13 protein-coding genes and 1 pseudogene are annotated in these 15,891 nt (G+C 73.8%); 6 read left to right on the top strand and 8 right to left on the bottom strand.

Annotated features, from left to right (window positions below; genetic code table 11):
* From ONA70_RS26240 to ONA70_RS26230, 3 genes and pseudogenes are all read left to right on the top strand, one after another.
* A pseudogene (locus ONA70_RS26240) lies at positions 1 to 1,433 on the top strand (Zn-binding domain-containing protein); the annotation flags it as partial.
* Between the two features lie 453 nt (positions 1,434 to 1,886).
* Positions 1,887 to 2,093, top strand: a complete 207-nt coding sequence (locus ONA70_RS26235; RefSeq protein WP_265009154.1) for a hypothetical protein — start codon at positions 1,887 to 1,889, stop codon at positions 2,091 to 2,093.
* Positions 2,094 to 2,190: 97 nt separating this feature from the next.
* The gene (locus tag ONA70_RS26230) at positions 2,191 to 2,769 is read left to right on the top strand and encodes an LURP-one-related/scramblase family protein (RefSeq protein WP_265009153.1); all 579 of its coding nucleotides are present in this window, start codon (positions 2,191 to 2,193) and stop codon (positions 2,767 to 2,769) included.
* 160 nt (positions 2,770 to 2,929) lie between these two features.
* Here the strand turns inward: ONA70_RS26230 and ONA70_RS26225 are convergent, their stop codons facing one another.
* Genes ONA70_RS26225 through ssd form a run of 7 tightly spaced genes read right to left on the bottom strand, consistent with a single transcriptional unit; the run spans position 2,930 to position 8,227 of the window.
* Positions 2,930 to 3,391 (bottom strand): Rv3654c family TadE-like protein, encoded by a 462-nt coding sequence (locus ONA70_RS26225; RefSeq protein WP_265009152.1) that lies wholly within the window; start codon positions 3,389 to 3,391, stop codon positions 2,930 to 2,932.
* A 41-nt stretch (positions 3,392 to 3,432) separates the two neighbouring features.
* Complete coding sequence (locus ONA70_RS26220) at positions 3,433 to 3,825, bottom strand: TadE family type IV pilus minor pilin (protein WP_265009155.1); 393 nt, start codon at positions 3,823 to 3,825, stop codon at positions 3,433 to 3,435.
* A gap of 38 nt (positions 3,826 to 3,863) precedes the next feature.
* Positions 3,864 to 4,031, bottom strand: coding sequence for a DUF4244 domain-containing protein (locus tag ONA70_RS26215; RefSeq protein WP_076470820.1), 168 nt, complete (start codon positions 4,029 to 4,031; stop codon positions 3,864 to 3,866).
* Between the two features lie 23 nt (positions 4,032 to 4,054).
* The gene (locus ONA70_RS26210) at positions 4,055 to 4,789 is read right to left on the bottom strand and encodes a type II secretion system F family protein (protein ID WP_265009151.1); all 735 of its coding nucleotides are present in this window, start codon (positions 4,787 to 4,789) and stop codon (positions 4,055 to 4,057) included.
* On the bottom strand, positions 4,789 to 5,919 hold the full coding sequence (locus ONA70_RS26205; RefSeq protein ID WP_265009150.1) for a hypothetical protein: 1,131 nt from the start codon (positions 5,917 to 5,919) through the stop codon (positions 4,789 to 4,791). The genes ONA70_RS26210 and ONA70_RS26205 overlap by 1 nt, the downstream gene beginning before the upstream one ends.
* The gene (locus tag ONA70_RS26200; protein WP_265009149.1) at positions 5,916 to 7,127 is read right to left on the bottom strand and encodes a TadA family conjugal transfer-associated ATPase; all 1,212 of its coding nucleotides are present in this window, start codon (positions 7,125 to 7,127) and stop codon (positions 5,916 to 5,918) included. The genes ONA70_RS26205 and ONA70_RS26200 overlap by 4 nt, the downstream gene beginning before the upstream one ends.
* Complete coding sequence (gene ssd, locus ONA70_RS26195) at positions 7,124 to 8,227, bottom strand: septum site-determining protein Ssd (RefSeq protein WP_265009148.1); 1,104 nt, start codon at positions 8,225 to 8,227, stop codon at positions 7,124 to 7,126. Before ssd ends, ONA70_RS26200 begins: the two co-directional genes overlap by 4 nt.
* A gap of 659 nt (positions 8,228 to 8,886) precedes the next feature.
* Between ssd and ONA70_RS26190 the strand changes: the two genes are divergently transcribed.
* Complete coding sequence (locus ONA70_RS26190; RefSeq protein ID WP_265009147.1) at positions 8,887 to 9,693, top strand: HAD family hydrolase; 807 nt, start codon at positions 8,887 to 8,889, stop codon at positions 9,691 to 9,693.
* Between the two features lie 130 nt (positions 9,694 to 9,823).
* On the opposite strand, the gene ONA70_RS26185 is transcribed toward ONA70_RS26190, so the two are convergent.
* Positions 9,824 to 10,570 (bottom strand): Fic family protein, encoded by a 747-nt coding sequence (locus tag ONA70_RS26185; RefSeq protein WP_265009146.1) that lies wholly within the window; start codon positions 10,568 to 10,570, stop codon positions 9,824 to 9,826.
* Between the two features lie 284 nt (positions 10,571 to 10,854).
* On the opposite strand from ONA70_RS26185, the gene acs reads away from it, so the two are divergent.
* Positions 10,855 to 12,849 (top strand): acetate--CoA ligase, encoded by a 1,995-nt coding sequence (acs, locus tag ONA70_RS26180; RefSeq protein ID WP_265009145.1) that lies wholly within the window; start codon positions 10,855 to 10,857, stop codon positions 12,847 to 12,849.
* Between the two features lie 213 nt (positions 12,850 to 13,062).
* Positions 13,063 to 15,873 (top strand): immune inhibitor A, encoded by a 2,811-nt coding sequence (locus tag ONA70_RS26175; RefSeq protein ID WP_265009144.1) that lies wholly within the window; start codon positions 13,063 to 13,065, stop codon positions 15,871 to 15,873.
* The last annotated feature ends 18 nt before the right edge of the window (positions 15,874 to 15,891 follow it).

Here is a 15,891-nt window from a genome sequence, read left to right as displayed (position 1 = left end):
TGCTGGCCGACAGCGTGGTCGAGGGGGTACGCACCCTCGCCTTCGTCCGGTCCCGGCGCGGGGCCGAGGTGGTCGCCGCGAACGCCCGGCGGGCGCTCGACGAGGCGGTGCCCGGGCTGGGCGACCGGGTGGCCGCCTACCGGGCCGGCTACCTGCGCGAGGAGCGGCGCGAGCTGGAACGGGCGCTGCTGCACGGCGACCTGCTCGGACTCGCCTCGACCAACGCCCTGGAACTCGGCGTCGACCTGGTCGGGCTGGACGCGGTGCTGATCTGCGGCTGGCCCGGCACCCGGGCTTCGCTGTGGCAGCAGGCCGGCCGGGCCGGCCGCTCCGGCGACGAGGCCCTGGCCGTGCTGGTGGCCCGGGACGACCCGCTGGACACCTACCTGGTGCACCACCCGGAGGCGCTGTTCGGGCGGCCCGTCGAGGCCACCGTGCTCGATCCGGCAAACCCGTACGTGCTCGCCCCGCAGCTCGCCTGCGCCGCGCACGAGGCCCCGCTCACCGCCGCCGACCTGGAACTTTTCGGCGAGGGAGCGAAGGAGGCGGTCGACTCGCTGGTGGCGACGGGCGCCCTGCGGCAGCGGCCCACCGGCTGGTACTGGCGGCACCGGGAGCGCCCCGAGGTCGACCTGCGCGGCGAGGACGGCGCGCCAATCTGCGTGGTGGAGGAGTCCACCGGCCGGCTGCTCGGCACCGTCGACGGCGGCTCGTCGCACTTCCTCGTCCACCCCGGCGCGGTCTACCTGCACCAGGGCGTCTCGTACGTGGTCGACTCGCTGGACCTGGCGGACGGCTGCGCGCTGGTGCACGCCGAGGAGCCGGACTGGTCCACCCACGCCCGCGACGTCACCTCGCTGTCCGTGGTGTCGGTCCGCTCGTACGTGGACGCCGGGCCGGTCGGGCTCTTCCTCGGCGAGGTGGACGTGACCAGCCAGGTGGTGTCGTACCAGCGGCGGCGGATCGCCACCGGCGAGGTGATCGACACCCGGCCGCTGGACCTGCCCGCGCGGGAGCTGCGCACCGTCGCGGTCTGGTTCACCGTCTCGCCCGGATCACTGGCCACCGCCGGGATCGAGGCGGCGGACATCCCGGGGGCGCTGCACGCCGCCGAGCACGCGGGGATCGGCCTGCTGCCGCTGATGGCGACCTGCGACCGCTGGGACATCGGTGGTCTCTCCACCGCGCTGCACCCGGACACCGAGGCGCCCACCGTCTTCGTCTACGACGGTCACCCCGGCGGGGCCGGCTTCGCCGAACGGGCGTACCGGACGGCGTCGGCCTGGCTACGCGCCACCCGGGACGCGATCGCCGAGTGCGGCTGCGAGTCGGGGTGCCCGTCCTGCGTCCAGTCCCCGAAGTGCGGCAACGGCAACAACCCGCTCTCCAAACCAGGCGCGGTGAAGGTCCTCGACGTGGTGCTCGCCAACCTGACCAGGACGAACTCGGCGGAAGGCCCGCCGACCGGCCCGGCCGGCGCGGCGGGTGCTGCACCAGTCGGCGCGGATGGCGCGGCCGGAAGCTCGGGTGGCGGCGCGACGGGCGCCGCACTCGTCGGGGCGGGCGGCGCGGCCGGAAGCTCGGATGACGCGGCGGGCGGCGGTTCGCGTGCGGCCCTGCCTCGGCAGGACGGGCGGGTGCCGGAGCGCACCGTGACCGAGGGCTCCGCGCCCGACTGAGCCGTTCGCCCTGCGGCGGCCTGACCGGCTCGCACCCCGTCGGGCTCGGCTGTGGGTGCGACGCCGGGCCGGCGTGTCTGGATGGTGGGACACGTGCATGGGCGGGGGGCGGTGGGGCATTGAGCCATGGGAGCGCTTCCATATGCCGCCCTCACCGTGGCAGGCGCTCCTCAGGGACCCTGACACTCTTCCCGCCAAGGAGAAGCCGTGGCCGACACCATCGCCGAGACCGTCGACCTGCTCTACACCATCGACCAGGAGAATCTCACCCCCGACCAGCAGATCGCCCTGGGCAGCGCGCTGGCCGGCCTGGCCCAGGCCGAGCGCCTGGAACAGATCAACGAGCGCCTACGCGGCATCCACCAGGTCCTCAACGCCTGGGCGATGAAGGCGACCGTCGACGGCGGACGCTGACTGCATCGGCGCCGATCAGTCGGACACGCCGCTCGCCGGGACGACGCCGGGGGTCAAGCTGTGCCAAACTCCGGCGTTCCCCCTCGAAGGAGATTCCATGCAGCTCGACAGCCTGCAGGCCCAGCACCAGTTCTTCATCCGGCAGCGGATCCGCATGATGGTCAACCAGTACGAGGTCCGCGCGGTGGCACCGGACGGCACCGAGGGCCCGCTGCTGGCGTTCGCGCAGCAGAAGCGGCTCGCGTTCAAGGAGCAGGTGACCATCTACACCGACGATTCCAAGCAGTACCCACTGCTCGGCTTCAAGGCTCGCCAGCGGCTCGATCTCGGCGCCACGTACGACGTGACCGACCACGCCGGCAACCCGATCGGCCTGTTCCGCAAGGACTTCGCCCAGTCGCTGCTGCGGTCGACCTGGCACGTCGAGCAGGCCGGCCTGCCGCAGATCACCGGGCAGGAGCGCAGCCTGCCGGTGGCGCTGCTGCGCCGGTTCGTCGACTCCCTCTCCTGGCTGCCGTACCACTTCGACTTCGTGGCCGGCGGCCAGCCGGTGTTCTCGGTCGTCAAGAAGTGGGGCCTGCGCGACCGGTACGTCGTCGAGATCCAGAACCCGCAGATCGACCGGCGACTGGTCATCGCCATGGCGGTCGGCCTGGACGCCCTCCAGAGCCGCTGACCGCCAGCGGTGCGGCCGGCGGAGGGCCGGACCACGCAGGAATGCCGGGCGCAGTAGGGGCCGGACGGACCGTGCAGCGGACCGTCCGGCCCCGGCTTTCCGCCCGGCGATGGCTCCGTACCGCGCGCTTCGGTGCGCACCTGTGCCCGGGACCGACGGCTCAACCGCGCACCGGGCCGGCCCGGGAGGTCGCCGTGGCGGTACGGGTCAGCCACGGCATGGGCGAGATCGTCACCTGCGCCGTGACCAGGACGTCGAGTCCGTCGAGCCGGCAGGCCACCAGCCGGGCGTCGTTGGCCCCGGCGAACTCGCCGGCCCGCCGGCACGCCACCGCGTCGCCGTCGAGCGCCCGGCCGGCTCCCGCCAGCGCGCCGAAGTCGGCGGCGGCGCGGGCCTGCTGCCGCGCCACGCGGGCCGCGCCGAGCGCCGCGCCGAAGCAGCCCACCACCACGTAGACCAGGCCGACGGCGAGCAGACAGACCGTCGCCCCGCCCCGGTCCGCCGCGCGTCGCCCCGGCGCGCGGGCTGCGCGCCAGCGCCCCCGCCCGAGGACACTCCAGCGCCCGGTTCCGGTGGTGGTCCCGGCATGCGCGGCCGGGCCGGAGGCGGCGCCCGGGCTCACGGGCGAGGTCGCGGTGTACCCGGTTCGACCGGCGTCCGGGCTCACGGGCGAGGTCCGGGTGTACCGGGTTCGACGGCGGCCACCGCGGTGGCGGAGACGGTGATCCGGGGCAGCCGCGCGCCGAACGTGCGAACCGGGGCCCGGACCGTCGCGGTGACCCGGTCGCCGGAGACGGTGACCGAGATGTCGGCGCCGGGCGGGGCGTGCCGGGCGCCGGCGACGGACCCCGATTCTCCCCGGGAGGCGGCGAGCGCCGCCTCCCGGGCCGCGTCGAGGCAACCCGCTCGGGTGGTCACCGCGGTGACCGCGGTGAGACCGGCGACGAGCAGCAGTACGAGCGCCGGCAGGCCGGCCGCCAGCTCGGCGGTGAAGGAGCCACGCTCCCGGTCACCCCACCGTCTGTGGTGCCCGGTGCCGGAACTCCGCCACGGCAGGAGACCCGCCCGACGGCGGCCGGCCCGCCGGCGCCCGGTCACTTCAGCGCCCGGTCGATGACGGCGGTGAGGGCGGACTGCACGTTGCCGGACGTGAGCACCTTCAGCAGGATGCCGGCGAAGGCCACCGCGGCGAGGGTGCCGACGGCGTACTCGGCGGTGTTCATCCCGGCGTCTCCGCGCAGGCGGGCGAGGAGTTTGCGCATGTCGTACTCCTGTCGTGAGGGGATCACAGCACATCGCCGAGGACGGCGACGATCACCGGCACCAGACCGGCGAGAATGAAGGCGGGCAGGAAACACAGCCCGAGGGGCAGCACGATGAGGACGCCGGCCCGCCGGGCCGCCGCCTCGGCGGCGGTCGCCCGATCGGCGCGCAGGTCGTCGGCGAGACGGGTGAGCGCGCCCGCCAGGGCGGCGCCGCTGTCGGAGGAGCGGATCGCAGCCCCCGCGAGGCGCTCCGCACCGGACACCGGATGCAGGTGCGTCCAGGCTTCGGCGGCCGTACCGCCGAGCTCCAGCGTCCGGCCCACCCGACCGAGCCGCTCGGCCAGCGGCCCACCGAGCGCCTCGGCGACCGCCAGCACCGAGCGGTCCACCGGCGCGCCGGCGCGGAGTGCGGCCGCCAGCAGATCGGCGGCGAGTGGCAGGTCGCCGGCCTCGCGCAGCCGCCGCTGCCGGACGGCGGGTGGTTCGATACGCCGCAACAGGAGGTCCGCGGTCACGCCGGTCAGCACCGCCGCGAACAGGCCGACCCAGCCTCCCACCAGTACGAGGGCAGCCACCCCGGCCAGACCCGAACCGAGCCGGATCCGGTCCGGCCACCACGCCGGCCGGATGTCTTCCGCCAATGGCGGTCGGGCCAGCCGGCGCAGCCGCCGGACGGGCCGGCCCACCGAGCCACCGGCGACGACCAGCAGGGCCGCCAACGCCAGGCAGGCCACCGCCACCAGTTGCCGGGCCATCAGTCCGTCCGCCCCGGCGTCGCACCGAGCCGCTCTGCCCAGAGCAGCCCACCGATCTGCAACGCGACAGCGGCGAGCGCGCTGCCGCCGCCGACCGGCGTGTGCAGCAGCACGGTGACCGGGTCGACGCCGATGGCGTAGCCCAGCCCGATGCCGCCGAGCGGGAGTGCGGCGAGGAGCCAGGCGGTGGCCCGGGCACCGGCCGCCTGGGCGCCGGCCGCGGCGAAACCCCGATCGGTCGCCCGGGCGTCCGCCTCGACCCGTTCGAGCAGCTCGGCCAAGGGCGCGCCGGTTCGATCGGCCAGCCGTACGGCGGCCCGGGCCAGCCGGGCCACCCGGTCCGGACCGTCGACAAGCGCGAGCGTGACCGGGAGCCCGGCCCGCAGGTCGGCGGCGAGGGTGCAGAGCTGGTCCAGTTCCCGACGGCGGGCCTGGTCGGCCGCCCGGCCGACGTGCCGGCGGCGGACCGCCCGGGCGCCGAGCGCCGCGTAGGCGGCAAGCACAAGGGCAGCCACCGGCCCACCCAGGACGACCCCGGCTCCACCGCCCAGCAGTATCGCCGCCAGCCCGGTGTGCCGAGGCGCGAGAGCCATCACCCGTCCCCAGGCGCGCCGGTCGACGGAACCGCTGCCGGACGGCAGGTCGGTCACCGGAAACGTGCCGGCAGCGGCGTCGGCCGGACCGCTGGCCGACAAGGTCCTGGCTGCTCCGGTGGCGCTCACCCGCGCCGGCGACGGCGTCCCATCACCGGCGCGGTCGTCGAGCGGTGACATCGGCATCGCCCCGTCCCGCCAGGGACCGGCCGGAGCCGGGACGCCTGGGAGCGAGCGCAGCGACCCGGCGGCCAGGTACGGACCCGCCGCCACCTCCAGGCGGTGGGCGGCAGCCGGATGGGCGGAGTCCCGTCGATTCGGCGGTCGCGCCGGCAGCGGGCGGTCCAGCGTGGGCTGCCCGCCGCGCCGGCCATGAGGCGACACCCGACGTCCGGCCGACGGGCGTGGCACGGCCGGATCCGGGCCGGGTCGAGAGGTGGTGCCGAGGACGGCACGCCGACGGGCCCGCACCGCGCGTACCGGCCAGGCCACCACCAGCGCGGCGCCGAGCAGCAGCACGGTCACCAGCCCGGTCACGCGGGACCCGCCGACCCGGGCCAGGCCGCGCAGAGAATCGGCGGCACGACCACTCCACGCTCGTCCAGCAGCGCACCGAGTCGCCGGGCGGCGAGGCCCAGCCCGCGTCCGCGTACCCAGGCGGGGACCACCGTGGCCAGCCGGTCGGGCCCCTCGGGAAGGAGTAGGCCGATCGACTCCAGCACCCGCCCCTGGGCGGTCCGGCGCACCTGGAGCAGCACCTGGAGCGCCGCGGTGACCTGAGCGTGCAGGGCCGCCCGGGGCAGGCCCCCGAGCAGCCCGAGCGCCTCCAGTCGAGCCGGTACGTCCGCCGGGGCGTTGGCGTGCAACGTCCCGGCGCCGCCGTCGTGACCGGTGTTCAACGCGGCGAGCAGATCGACCACCTCCGCGCCCCGGCACTCGCCCACCACCAGCCGGTCGGGGCGCATCCGCAGTGCCTGCCGGACCAGGTCGCTCAACCCGATTGCCCCGGCACCCTCCACGTTCGACGTACGCGCCTGGAGCCCGATCACGTGCGGATGGACGGGACGCAGCTCGGCGGCGTCCTCGACGAGCACTATCCGTTCGGTGCCGGGCACCAGCCCGAGCAGCGTGTTGAGCAGGGTGGTCTTGCCGGAGCCGGTGCCCCCGGTGACCAGGTACGCCAGCCGGGCCGCCACGACGGCGGCGAGCACCGGAGCCAGCGGCCGTGGCACGGTGCCCTGGCGGACCAACTCGTCGAGGGTGAACGGGCGCTGCCGGAAGGTGCGCAGCGACAGGTACGGCCCGTCGGTCGCCACGGGTGGCAGCACGGCGTGCAGCCGGGTGCCGTCGGGCAGCCGGGCGTCGGCGCACGGGGAGCCGTCGTCGAGCCGCCGCCCGGCGGACGCGATGAGCCGCTGCGCCAGCCGGCGTACGTCGTCGACGGTGCCGAGGGGAACGGCCACCTGGCGCAGCCCCTGCCCACGGTCGACCCACACCCGGACCCCGTTGACCAGGACGTCGGTGACCTCCGGGTCGGCCAGCAAGGGCGCCAGCGGGCCGGCGCCGACGAGGTCGTCGTGCACCCGGTCGGCGATCCGCAGCAGGGCGGTGTCGCCGAGCACGGCGGCGCCGGACTCGGCTCGTACGGCGGAAACGATGGCGGCGGGCGTCACCGGGGTGGCCTCGGCGGCGAACCGCTGCCGGACCCGGACGGCCAGTTCTCCGGAGTCGGTCGGGCCGGTCATGCCGCACCCGTCGTCGGCTCGCCGGTCAACTCGTCGAGGAGCCGCTGGCAGAGCGCCGCGAGCGGGCCCTTGCCGCCGGCGGCGGGCGCCTCCCCGCGTTCCAACCCCCGGCAGAGCCCCGGCTCGGGCCGCAGCGTACCGGCGAGCGGCAGGCCTAGCGCCCGGGCCACCTCGGTGGCCTTGAGCCGGCCGGGGGCCGGGCCGCGCACGATGACGGCCAGGTCGGCGCAGTGCGGCGCGGCCTCGGCGACCACCCGGGCCGCAGCGGCGGTGGCCCGCAACTCCGCCGGTACGACCACCAGGGCCCGGTCCGCCGACTGCAGGGCGACGACGGCCGCGTCGTCCAGGTGCCGGGGCAGGTCGAGCACCACGAGGTCCCGGCCGCGGCGGCCGGCGTCGATGGTGGCGGCCATCGCCTCGGCCGGCACGGGCAGCAGGTCGCCCCGGTCCCAGGAGAGCACGACGAGATCACCTCGGCTGGGTAGGGCACGGACGAGCGACGGCGGGTCGACCCGCCCGTCGGTGTCGGCCAGCCCGGGCCAGCGCAGGCCCTCCAGTTGCTCCCAGCCGAGCACGAGGTCGAGCCCGCCGCCGAGCGGGTCGCCGTCCACCAGCAGCGTGCGCCGGCCGGCCCGGGCCGCGGTGACGGCGAGACCGCCGGCCAGGACGCTGGCGCCCGCGCCGCCACGCCCGCCGAGCACTGCCACCACCCGCGCGGTGCCGGCACGGGACGGGCCGGCCGTGCACTCGGCGAACCGGTCGACCAGCCACGGCTCGGCGGCCGGGAGGGTCGCCACGTGCTCGGCGCCGATCAGCTCGGCGATCTCCGTACCCGGGTCGAGGCGGCCGGAACGGCCGACCAGCACCGTGCGGGGCCGCCGTGGCAACCGGGCCCGCAGGCAGGCCTGCGCCTGGTCGGCGCCGACCAGCACCAGCGGGGCCGGCGCCCAGCGGGCCCGGGCGGCCGCGGGATCGGCGGCCAGCTCGACCTCGGTGCCACCCGCGGCGGCGAGCCGGAGCAGCTCGTCGAGGAGGTCACCGTCGGCGGTGACGAGCAGGGGCAGCCGACGGCGCGGCGGAAGCGGGGTACGGGGCGGCATGGCGGCCTCCAGCGGTCGAGCTCGGGATGCTGCGGGAAGCCTGGCGGGGCAAGATGCCGCACGCCGCCGGGTGACACCGGCCTGTGGACAGCGCGGGCGGCTGTGGATGGCCGCCGACAGTTGAGTGGATCTGCTATGGAGGCACGATTACGGCAAATCGTTGGTCGATGCGGGCCACCCGGTCGCCGGACTGGACAAACCGGCGGGACCGAAGCCATCGACGGCGGAGATCGTCCAGGCACGGGCAGGGCATCGCAGTCGGCCCGCAGCGCGACGACCCGGAACAGGTCCGCATAACCGTGGCCAGGGGAACGGAGCGGCGTGGTTGGAGCGCTCCCTACAAGGGGACGACCCCCGTCGGGGGGAGACGGGGGTCGTCGGAGGTTCGGCTCCGGGGGGGTCGAGCCGAACCCACTCAGCGGTCACGGGGGGTGCAACCGCCGAGGGCCTCGCGGTCGACGAGAGGTGAACTCTCGTCGCGCACAAGCATGCCGCAGCGGACCCGTATACGTCGAGTGGTGCTCGCTCCACCCATTGCTAAATTGTGTTCGCAGAGTGTGACCACCGTCACTCTATGCAGAACGCGGCAGTCACGGCCACCCCTACGGGGTGCCCCGGGCCCCCGCCGGCAGGCCGCCGTCCGGCTACACTTTCGCGCCGTGGGCCGAAGCGCCGCTTTCTTCGATCTCGACAAGACCGTCATCGCCAAGTCGAGCGCTCTGGCGTTCGGTCGGCCGTTCTACCGGGACGGGCTGATCACCCGGCGTGACGTGGTCAAGTCGGCGTACGCGCAGCTGATGTTCCGGCTGGGCGGCACCGACGAGCAGACCATGGCCCGGACCCGGGACTACCTGGCCGCGCTCTGCAAGGGCTGGCAGGTGGAACAGGTCCGCCAGATCGTCGCGGAGACGCTGCACGAGCTGATCAACCCCTACGTGTACGCGGAGGCCGCCGCCCTCATCGAGGAGCACCAGGCGGCCGGCCGGGACGTCGTGCTCGTCTCCGCCTCCGGCGAGGAGATGGTCCGGCCGATCGGCGAGCTGCTCGGGGTGACCGACGTGATCGCCACCCGGATGGCCGTCGAGGAGGGCCGCTACAGCGGCGAGGTGGAGTTCTACGCGGCCGGCCCGAGCAAGGTCGACGCCGTCGGCGAGCTGGCCACCGCCCGGGGGTACGACCTGGCCGACTCGTACGCCTACTCCGACTCGTACAGCGACCGGCCGCTGCTGGAGTGTGTGGGCCACCCGACCGCAGTCAACCCGGACCGGGCACTGCGCAAGCTGGCGGTCGAGAACTCCTGGCCGGTGCTGGAGTTCCGGCACCCGGTCCCGCTGGGCCGACGGCTGCGGGAGCGCCCCGCCGTACCGGTCGCCGCCGCGGCCCTCGGGGTCGGCGTCGGCGTCGCCATCGGCATCGCCTGGTACGGCCGGCACCGCCGTACCCGCGCCGCCACCCCCACCACCTGACCGGCCCTGCCTCCGGGGCACCCCGGGACGCGCACTCGACCGCGTTGAGGCAGCACTTTCAGGGAAACTGCCGCCGCCCGCCCTCCTGAGGCAGCAACTTCCCCGAACTTGCGAGCCCAGCTGGGCGGCGTCAGGAGGCGGCGAGGACCTCGTCGCCGATTAGGGTGATCTGGTCCGCGCCCAGCTCGACCGCCGACATGTAGTGGCGCAGCCACGAGCGCAGCCCGTCCGGCGTGCCGGTGGCGAAGGCGCCGGCCGCGCCGACGTACTCCGGTTCCCGTTCCCGGTGGCCCACGTCCACCGCGACCAGCCCGCGCGGGTCGAAACCGGTCGAGATCAGCACCAGCCGGGCGGCAGCCCGGGCCACCACCCCGGACGGGCCGGCGAACGGGCGCAGGTTCAGCAGCTCGCCGTGCACCACCGCGGCCAGCACCAGCGGGGGTACCTTCGTCCCGCCGGCGACCAGCCCGGCCAGCCCGTCGAGGCGGGCCGCGACCACCGGGTCGGCCACCGGCCGGCCCAGCTCCGCCTCGGCGACGACGTCCCGGGCGGCGAGCACGTGCAGCCGGGCGAGCGCCTGCCGGGGGGCCTTCGGCCAGAGTTCGCTCAGCCCGGGCAGCGCCCCGGCCACCCGCAGCGCCCCCTGGAGCACCGGGTCGGTGACCGTGCCGGCGCGTACCTCCTCACGGTCGTGCGGGCGGCCCTCGAGGGCGGCGCTGGCCACCGCCGAGCGGAGGCTGACCTCGGCGGCCACCTGCCCGCCGTGTCGGCGCAGCGCGCGGTGCCGGTGGGCCTGGTCGACCCGCTCGCGGGCTCGCTCGACGGCGGGCGCGATGTCGGCGAGCGCGAGCAGCGGGGCGAGCGGGTCGGTGGTCACCTTGCCACGCTATCCACCCCGCCACCCCGGCCGGGCGCCGCCCGCCGGGAAGGCGACCCCGGCCACCGTGATCGACACAAGCTGCGGCGATCCGGCCCTCCAGCGCCCGGGGATCCATTGGACTGCCGCAATTCGCCGCCGCCGCCCCGGCACGCGGGCTCGCCACCCGGCGCGTGCCGGGGGCCGCTGGGCGCGCGGCCGGTCCCAGGGCGCTCGCGGCGGCGGTACGGCCCGACTAACCTCACCCGGGTAGGAGACGCTGGTCACGCAGAAGGAGTCACCGCATGAGCGAGGCATTGGCCAACTTGCTGAACGAGACGCGCCAGTTCCCGCCGCCGGCCGAGCTCGCCGCGAACGCCAACGTGACCGCGGACGCGTACGCCGAGGCGGCGGGGGACCGGCTGGCCTTCTGGGAGCGCCAGGCCGGGCGGCTGTCCTGGTCCCGGCAGTGGGACCAGGTGCTCGACTGGTCGAACGCGCCGTTCGCGAAGTGGTTCGTGGGCGGGCAGCTCAATGTGGCGTACAACTGCCTGGACCGGCACGTGGAGGCGGGCCGGGGCGACAACGTGGCGATCCACTGGGAGGGCGAGCCGGGTGACACCCGCACCCTCACCTACGCCGACCTGCACAAGCTCACCTGCCAGGCGGCGAACGCGCTGACCGAACTGGGCGTGACCGCCGGCGACCGGGTGGCCATCTATCTGCCGATGATCCCCGAGGCGGCGGTGGCGATGCTGGCCTGCGCCCGGATTGGCGCCACGCACAGCGTGGTCTTCGGGGGCTTCTCCGCCGACGCGCTGACCAACCGGATCCAGGACGCCACCGCCAAGGTGGTGATCACCGCTGACGGCGGTTTCCGCCGGGGCAAGCCCTCGGCGCTCAAGCCGACCGTCGACGAGGCGGTGGCGAAGTGCCCGTCGGTGGAGCACGTGCTGGTGGTCCGCCGGACCGGCGAGGAGGTCGCCTGGTCGGCGAAGGACCACTGGTGGCACGAGACGGTGGAGACGGCCTCGGCGGAGCACGCCGCGCAGCCGTTCGACGCCGAGCACCCGCTCTTCATCCTCTACACCAGCGGCACCACCGCCCGGCCGAAGGGCATCCTGCACACCACCGGCGGCTACCTGACCCAGACGTCGTACACCACGCACGCGGTCTTCGACCTGAAGCCGGATACCGACGTCTACTGGTGCACCGCCGACATCGGCTGGGTCACCGGGCACTCCTACATCGTGTACGGCCCGCTCTCCAACGGCGCCACCCAGGTCATGTACGAGGGCACCCCGGACACCCCGCACAAGGGCCGGTTCTGGGAGATCGTCGACAAGTACAAGGTCACCATCCTGTACACCGCGCCCACCCTGATCCGCACCATGATGAAGTGGGGCGAGGACATCCCGGCCGGGTTCGACCTCTCCTCGCTGCGGCTGCTCGGCAGCGTGGGCGAGCCGATCAACCCGGAGGCGTGGATCTGGTACCGCCAGCACGTCGGCCGGGGCGAGCTGCCGGTCGTCGACACCTGGTGGCAGACCGAAACCGGCGCGATCATGATCTCGCCCCTGCCGGGCGTCACCGAGGCCAAGCCGGGCTCGGCGATGACCGCGCTGCCCGGCATCGTCGCCGACGTGGTGGACGACCAGGGCCAGTCGGTGCCGAACGGTGGCGGCGGCTACCTGGTGCTCACGGAGCCCTGGCCGTCGATGCTGCGGACCATCTGGGGCGACGACAACCGGTTCATCGAGACGTACTGGTCGCGGTTCGGCGCGGGTGCCGGTGGCGGTGGTGGCGGCGAATGGGTCTACTTCGCCGGTGACGGGGCCAAGAAGGACGACGACGGGCACATCTGGCTGCTCGGCCGGGTCGACGACGTGATGCTGGTGTCCGGGCACAACATCTCCACCACCGAGGTGGAGTCGGCGCTGGTCAGCCACCCGTCGGTGGCCGAGGCGGCGGTGGTGGGCGCGACCGACCCGACCACCGGCCAGGCGATCGTCGCGTTCGCCATCCCGCGGGGCAGCGCGGAGATCTCGGGCGAGGCGGGCGAGCAGCTCATCGCGGAGCTGCGCAACCACGTGGCGAAGACGCTCGGCCCGATCGCCAAGCCGCGGCAGATCATGCTGGTGCCCGAGCTGCCGAAGACCCGCTCCGGCAAGATCATGCGCCGGCTGCTGCGGGACGTCGCGGAGCACCGCTCGCTCGGTGACGTGACCACGCTCCAGGACTCCTCGGTGATGGATCTGATCTCCTCGGGCATGGGTGGCGGAAAGTCCGACGAGGACTGACGCAGGCGTACCGAATCAGGTGGGTGACGGTCCGGACGGGCCGTCACCCACCGTCGTTTCGCGGGGCTCATCGGAGGTTCGGTGGAGGCCCAGCAGGCCGAACGGGCAGAGGGACGCTGTCACCCCTCCCAGTGACAGCACAGGTTCCTCTAGGTTCAGCCGCACCGGGCAAGGTCGACAGGTGTCGCTGCGACCGCCCGGTCCTCTCCTCCCATGCCCCACGAACGGAGCGGCATGCACACATTTCCGCAATCCGGGTCGCGCCGACGACTACTCGTCGCGCTGCCCGCCATCGCCCTCGCCGCCGCGTCACTGACCGTGACCGGCAGCGCGGCCGCCCAGGAGTCCGGCTCGGCCCGGACGATCGGGGCGGACGAGTTCTACATCAACTACGCCGAACCGGAGGTCCAGCCGGACACCGCCGGCAAGGAGGTCAAGGGCAAGGACGGGGTCTTCACCTCGGCCGTCGACGAGGCCCGGGCCTACGACCGCAAGTTCGCCGGGGGCAACCCGGTGACCGCGCGGGAGTTGGCCAAGCTCGAGGCCAAGGCGATCAAGACCGGCCAGAGCCCGCGCCAGATCAAGCAGGCCAACGGCACCCAGACCGCCAAGCTGCTCACCCTGCTGGTGGAGTTCAACGACCAGGCCAACGACGACTTCACCAACGTCATGGTGCCGAAGACGGTCTTCGACGACCGGACCTGCGTCCCCGGCACCGTCCAGAACGGCCCGAAGCACAACAACATCGCCGACCCGGCGACCCTGCCCCACGCGGACAACAACTCGATGTGGGTGCGGGACTTCTCGCCGCAGCACTACGACAACATGCTCTACACCAAGCAGGGCATCACCGAGCGGGTACGCAAGGACCTGACCGGGCCGGACGGCAAGCCGGGCGTCGACATCTCCGGGCGCACCATGCACAACATGTACCTGGAGATGTCCAAGGGCGCGTACACGGTCGACGGGCAGGCCAGCCCGTGGATCACCGTGCCGCACTCGGAGGCCTGGTACGCGGCGTCCCGCTGCACCCGCGACGCGAACGGCAACTGGGTCGCCGGGCGGCAGCAGTCGATGAACGGCCACCCGGACAACCCGCTGGGTGCCGCGCGGCTCGCCACCGACGCGATCGACACGCTGGCCAAGATGGACCCGAACTTCCCCTGGGCCGACTACGACCTTGAGGACCAGGGCGACCGGGACGGGGACGGGAACTACAACGAGCCGGACGGCGTCATCGACCACCTGGTGCTGGTCCACGCTGGCAAGGGCAAGTCGTCCGGCGGCGGCGACCAGGGCGTCTACGCCGTCTGGGCGCACTCCTCGGCGGTGGCCGGTGGCTACACCATCCCCGGCACCAAGCTGCGGGTGTCGAACTACATCGTGCAGCCGGAGGACGCCGGCGTCGGTGTGTTCTCCCACGAGTTCGGGCACGACCTCGGTCTGCCGGACCTCTACGACACCTCGGGCAACGCCGACTCGGACGTCGACTTCTGGGACCTGATGGCCTCGGGCTCGCACTCCGGCGAGATCTTCCAGGCCCTGCCCACCCACATGGGCCTCTGGGACAAGTGGGTGCTCGGCTGGGCCGACCCGCTGAACATCAACCCGGGCGACGACGCGCGCACGGTGCAGCTCGGCCAGACCTCGCGCACGCCGGTCGGCACCAAGGACGGCATCAAGATCAACCTGCCGAACAAGGTGATCACGCTGGCCCAGCCGCACAGCGGGGCCAACATGTGGTACTCCGGCGCCGACCAGGACTGGGCGGACGTCAAGCTGAGCCGGCAGGTGAGCGTCCCGAACGCCGCGGACGCGAAGTTCTGGATGTGGAACAACTACATCATCGAGGCCGACTGGGACTTCGGCTTCGTCGAGGTCTCCACCGACGGCGGCGCCACCTGGACCGAGCAGAAGGTCTACGACGCCTCCGGCAAGCTGGTGTCGACCGACGACGGCTACGGCGACCCGAACGGGCGGATGGCCGACTACGGCGGCAAGAAGTACGGCCTGAGCGGTGACACGCACGGCTGGCGGCACGACTACGTCGACCTGTCGGCGTACGCCGGGCAGACGGTGCAGGTGCGGCTGCGCTACGCCACGGACGCGGCGTTCGTGGAGCGCGGCTGGTTCGCCGACGACCTCTCGGTCACCGGCGGCGGGGCCACCACCTGGAGCGACGACGTCGAGAACGGCACCAACGGCTGGACCCTCACCGGTGGCACCTTCACCGACACCACGGGCGCGGGCTGGCACACCGACGCCGGCACCCAGGTCAAGGCGCACTACTACCTGGCCGAGTGGCGCAACTTCGACGGCTTCGACGCCGGTCTGAAGTACACCTACGACACGGTCTACTCGCGCGAGGCGTGGAAGGTCGACCGGGTCTCCTACAACGCGCCGGGCATGCTGGTCTGGTACCGGGACACGATGCTCGGCGACGTCAACCACGTCACCGCGCAGATGACCGCGCTTCCCAGCTACGGCGCCAAGGGCGGTCTGCTGATCGTCGACTCGCACAACGACCCGCTGCGCCGGCAGGGCGAGGCGGCAGCCAAGGACCCGTCGGTGCTGGACAACCTGCCCAGCCGTCCGCAGTCGTCCAACGCCGCCTTCTCGCTGAACTCGACGTACCCCTTCAAGGAGTGCCTGGAGGCGGCGAACGAGCCGTACAGCGAGTACTGCACCAACTTCGGCGCCCAGGCCCCGGTCCCGGCGTTCAGCGACGCCAAGGGCTGGTACCCGGGCATCGAGATCCGCAACGGCTCCGCGTACGCCCGGGACAACGACGCCTCGGTCGTCATCCCGTCGCGGGGCGGCGCGGCCTACACGACCCGGGTCACCAACCCCGACGGGACGCCGGCGCCGGCGTTCTACGGGGCGACCCTCGGTGGCGGGGCGATCGTGCTCGGCACCGGCAACCCCGGTGACGCGGGCGTCGCGTACGGCGTCACCATCACCATCAAGCAGGCCGCCAAGGACAACTCGTACGCCACGGTGTACGTGACCTCGGCGACCCCGTGACCTGACCGTCCGCGCGTC

The organism is Micromonospora yasonensis (genome assembly GCF_026013475.1).
Classification (GTDB): domain Bacteria; phylum Actinomycetota; class Actinomycetes; order Mycobacteriales; family Micromonosporaceae; genus Micromonospora; species Micromonospora yasonensis.
The sequence above is the reverse complement of the archived record's forward strand: the minus strand, read 5'-3'. Positions and strand labels throughout refer to the sequence as shown.

What these genes read in the sequence shown, in the direction of transcription:
- ONA70_RS26230 (WP_265009153.1), top strand. Translation starts at nt 2,191, where the DNA reads ATGCAGCTCGACAGCCTGCAGGCCCAGCACCAGTTCTTCATCCGGCAG.
- ONA70_RS26210 (WP_265009151.1), bottom strand. Translation starts at nt 4,789, where the DNA reads ATGGCCCGGCAACTGGTGGCGGTGGCCTGCCTGGCGTTGGCGGCCCTG.
- ONA70_RS26175 (WP_265009144.1), top strand. Translation starts at nt 13,063, where the DNA reads ATGCCCCACGAACGGAGCGGCATGCACACATTTCCGCAATCCGGGTCG.
- ssd (WP_265009148.1), bottom strand. Translation starts at nt 8,227, where the DNA reads ATGCCGCCCCGTACCCCGCTTCCGCCGCGCCGTCGGCTGCCCCTGCTC.
- acs (WP_265009145.1), top strand. Translation starts at nt 10,855, where the DNA reads ATGAGCGAGGCATTGGCCAACTTGCTGAACGAGACGCGCCAGTTCCCG.
- ONA70_RS26200 (WP_265009149.1), bottom strand. Translation starts at nt 7,127, where the DNA reads ATGACCGGCCCGACCGACTCCGGAGAACTGGCCGTCCGGGTCCGGCAG.
- ONA70_RS26215 (WP_076470820.1), bottom strand. Translation starts at nt 4,031, where the DNA reads ATGCGCAAACTCCTCGCCCGCCTGCGCGGAGACGCCGGGATGAACACC.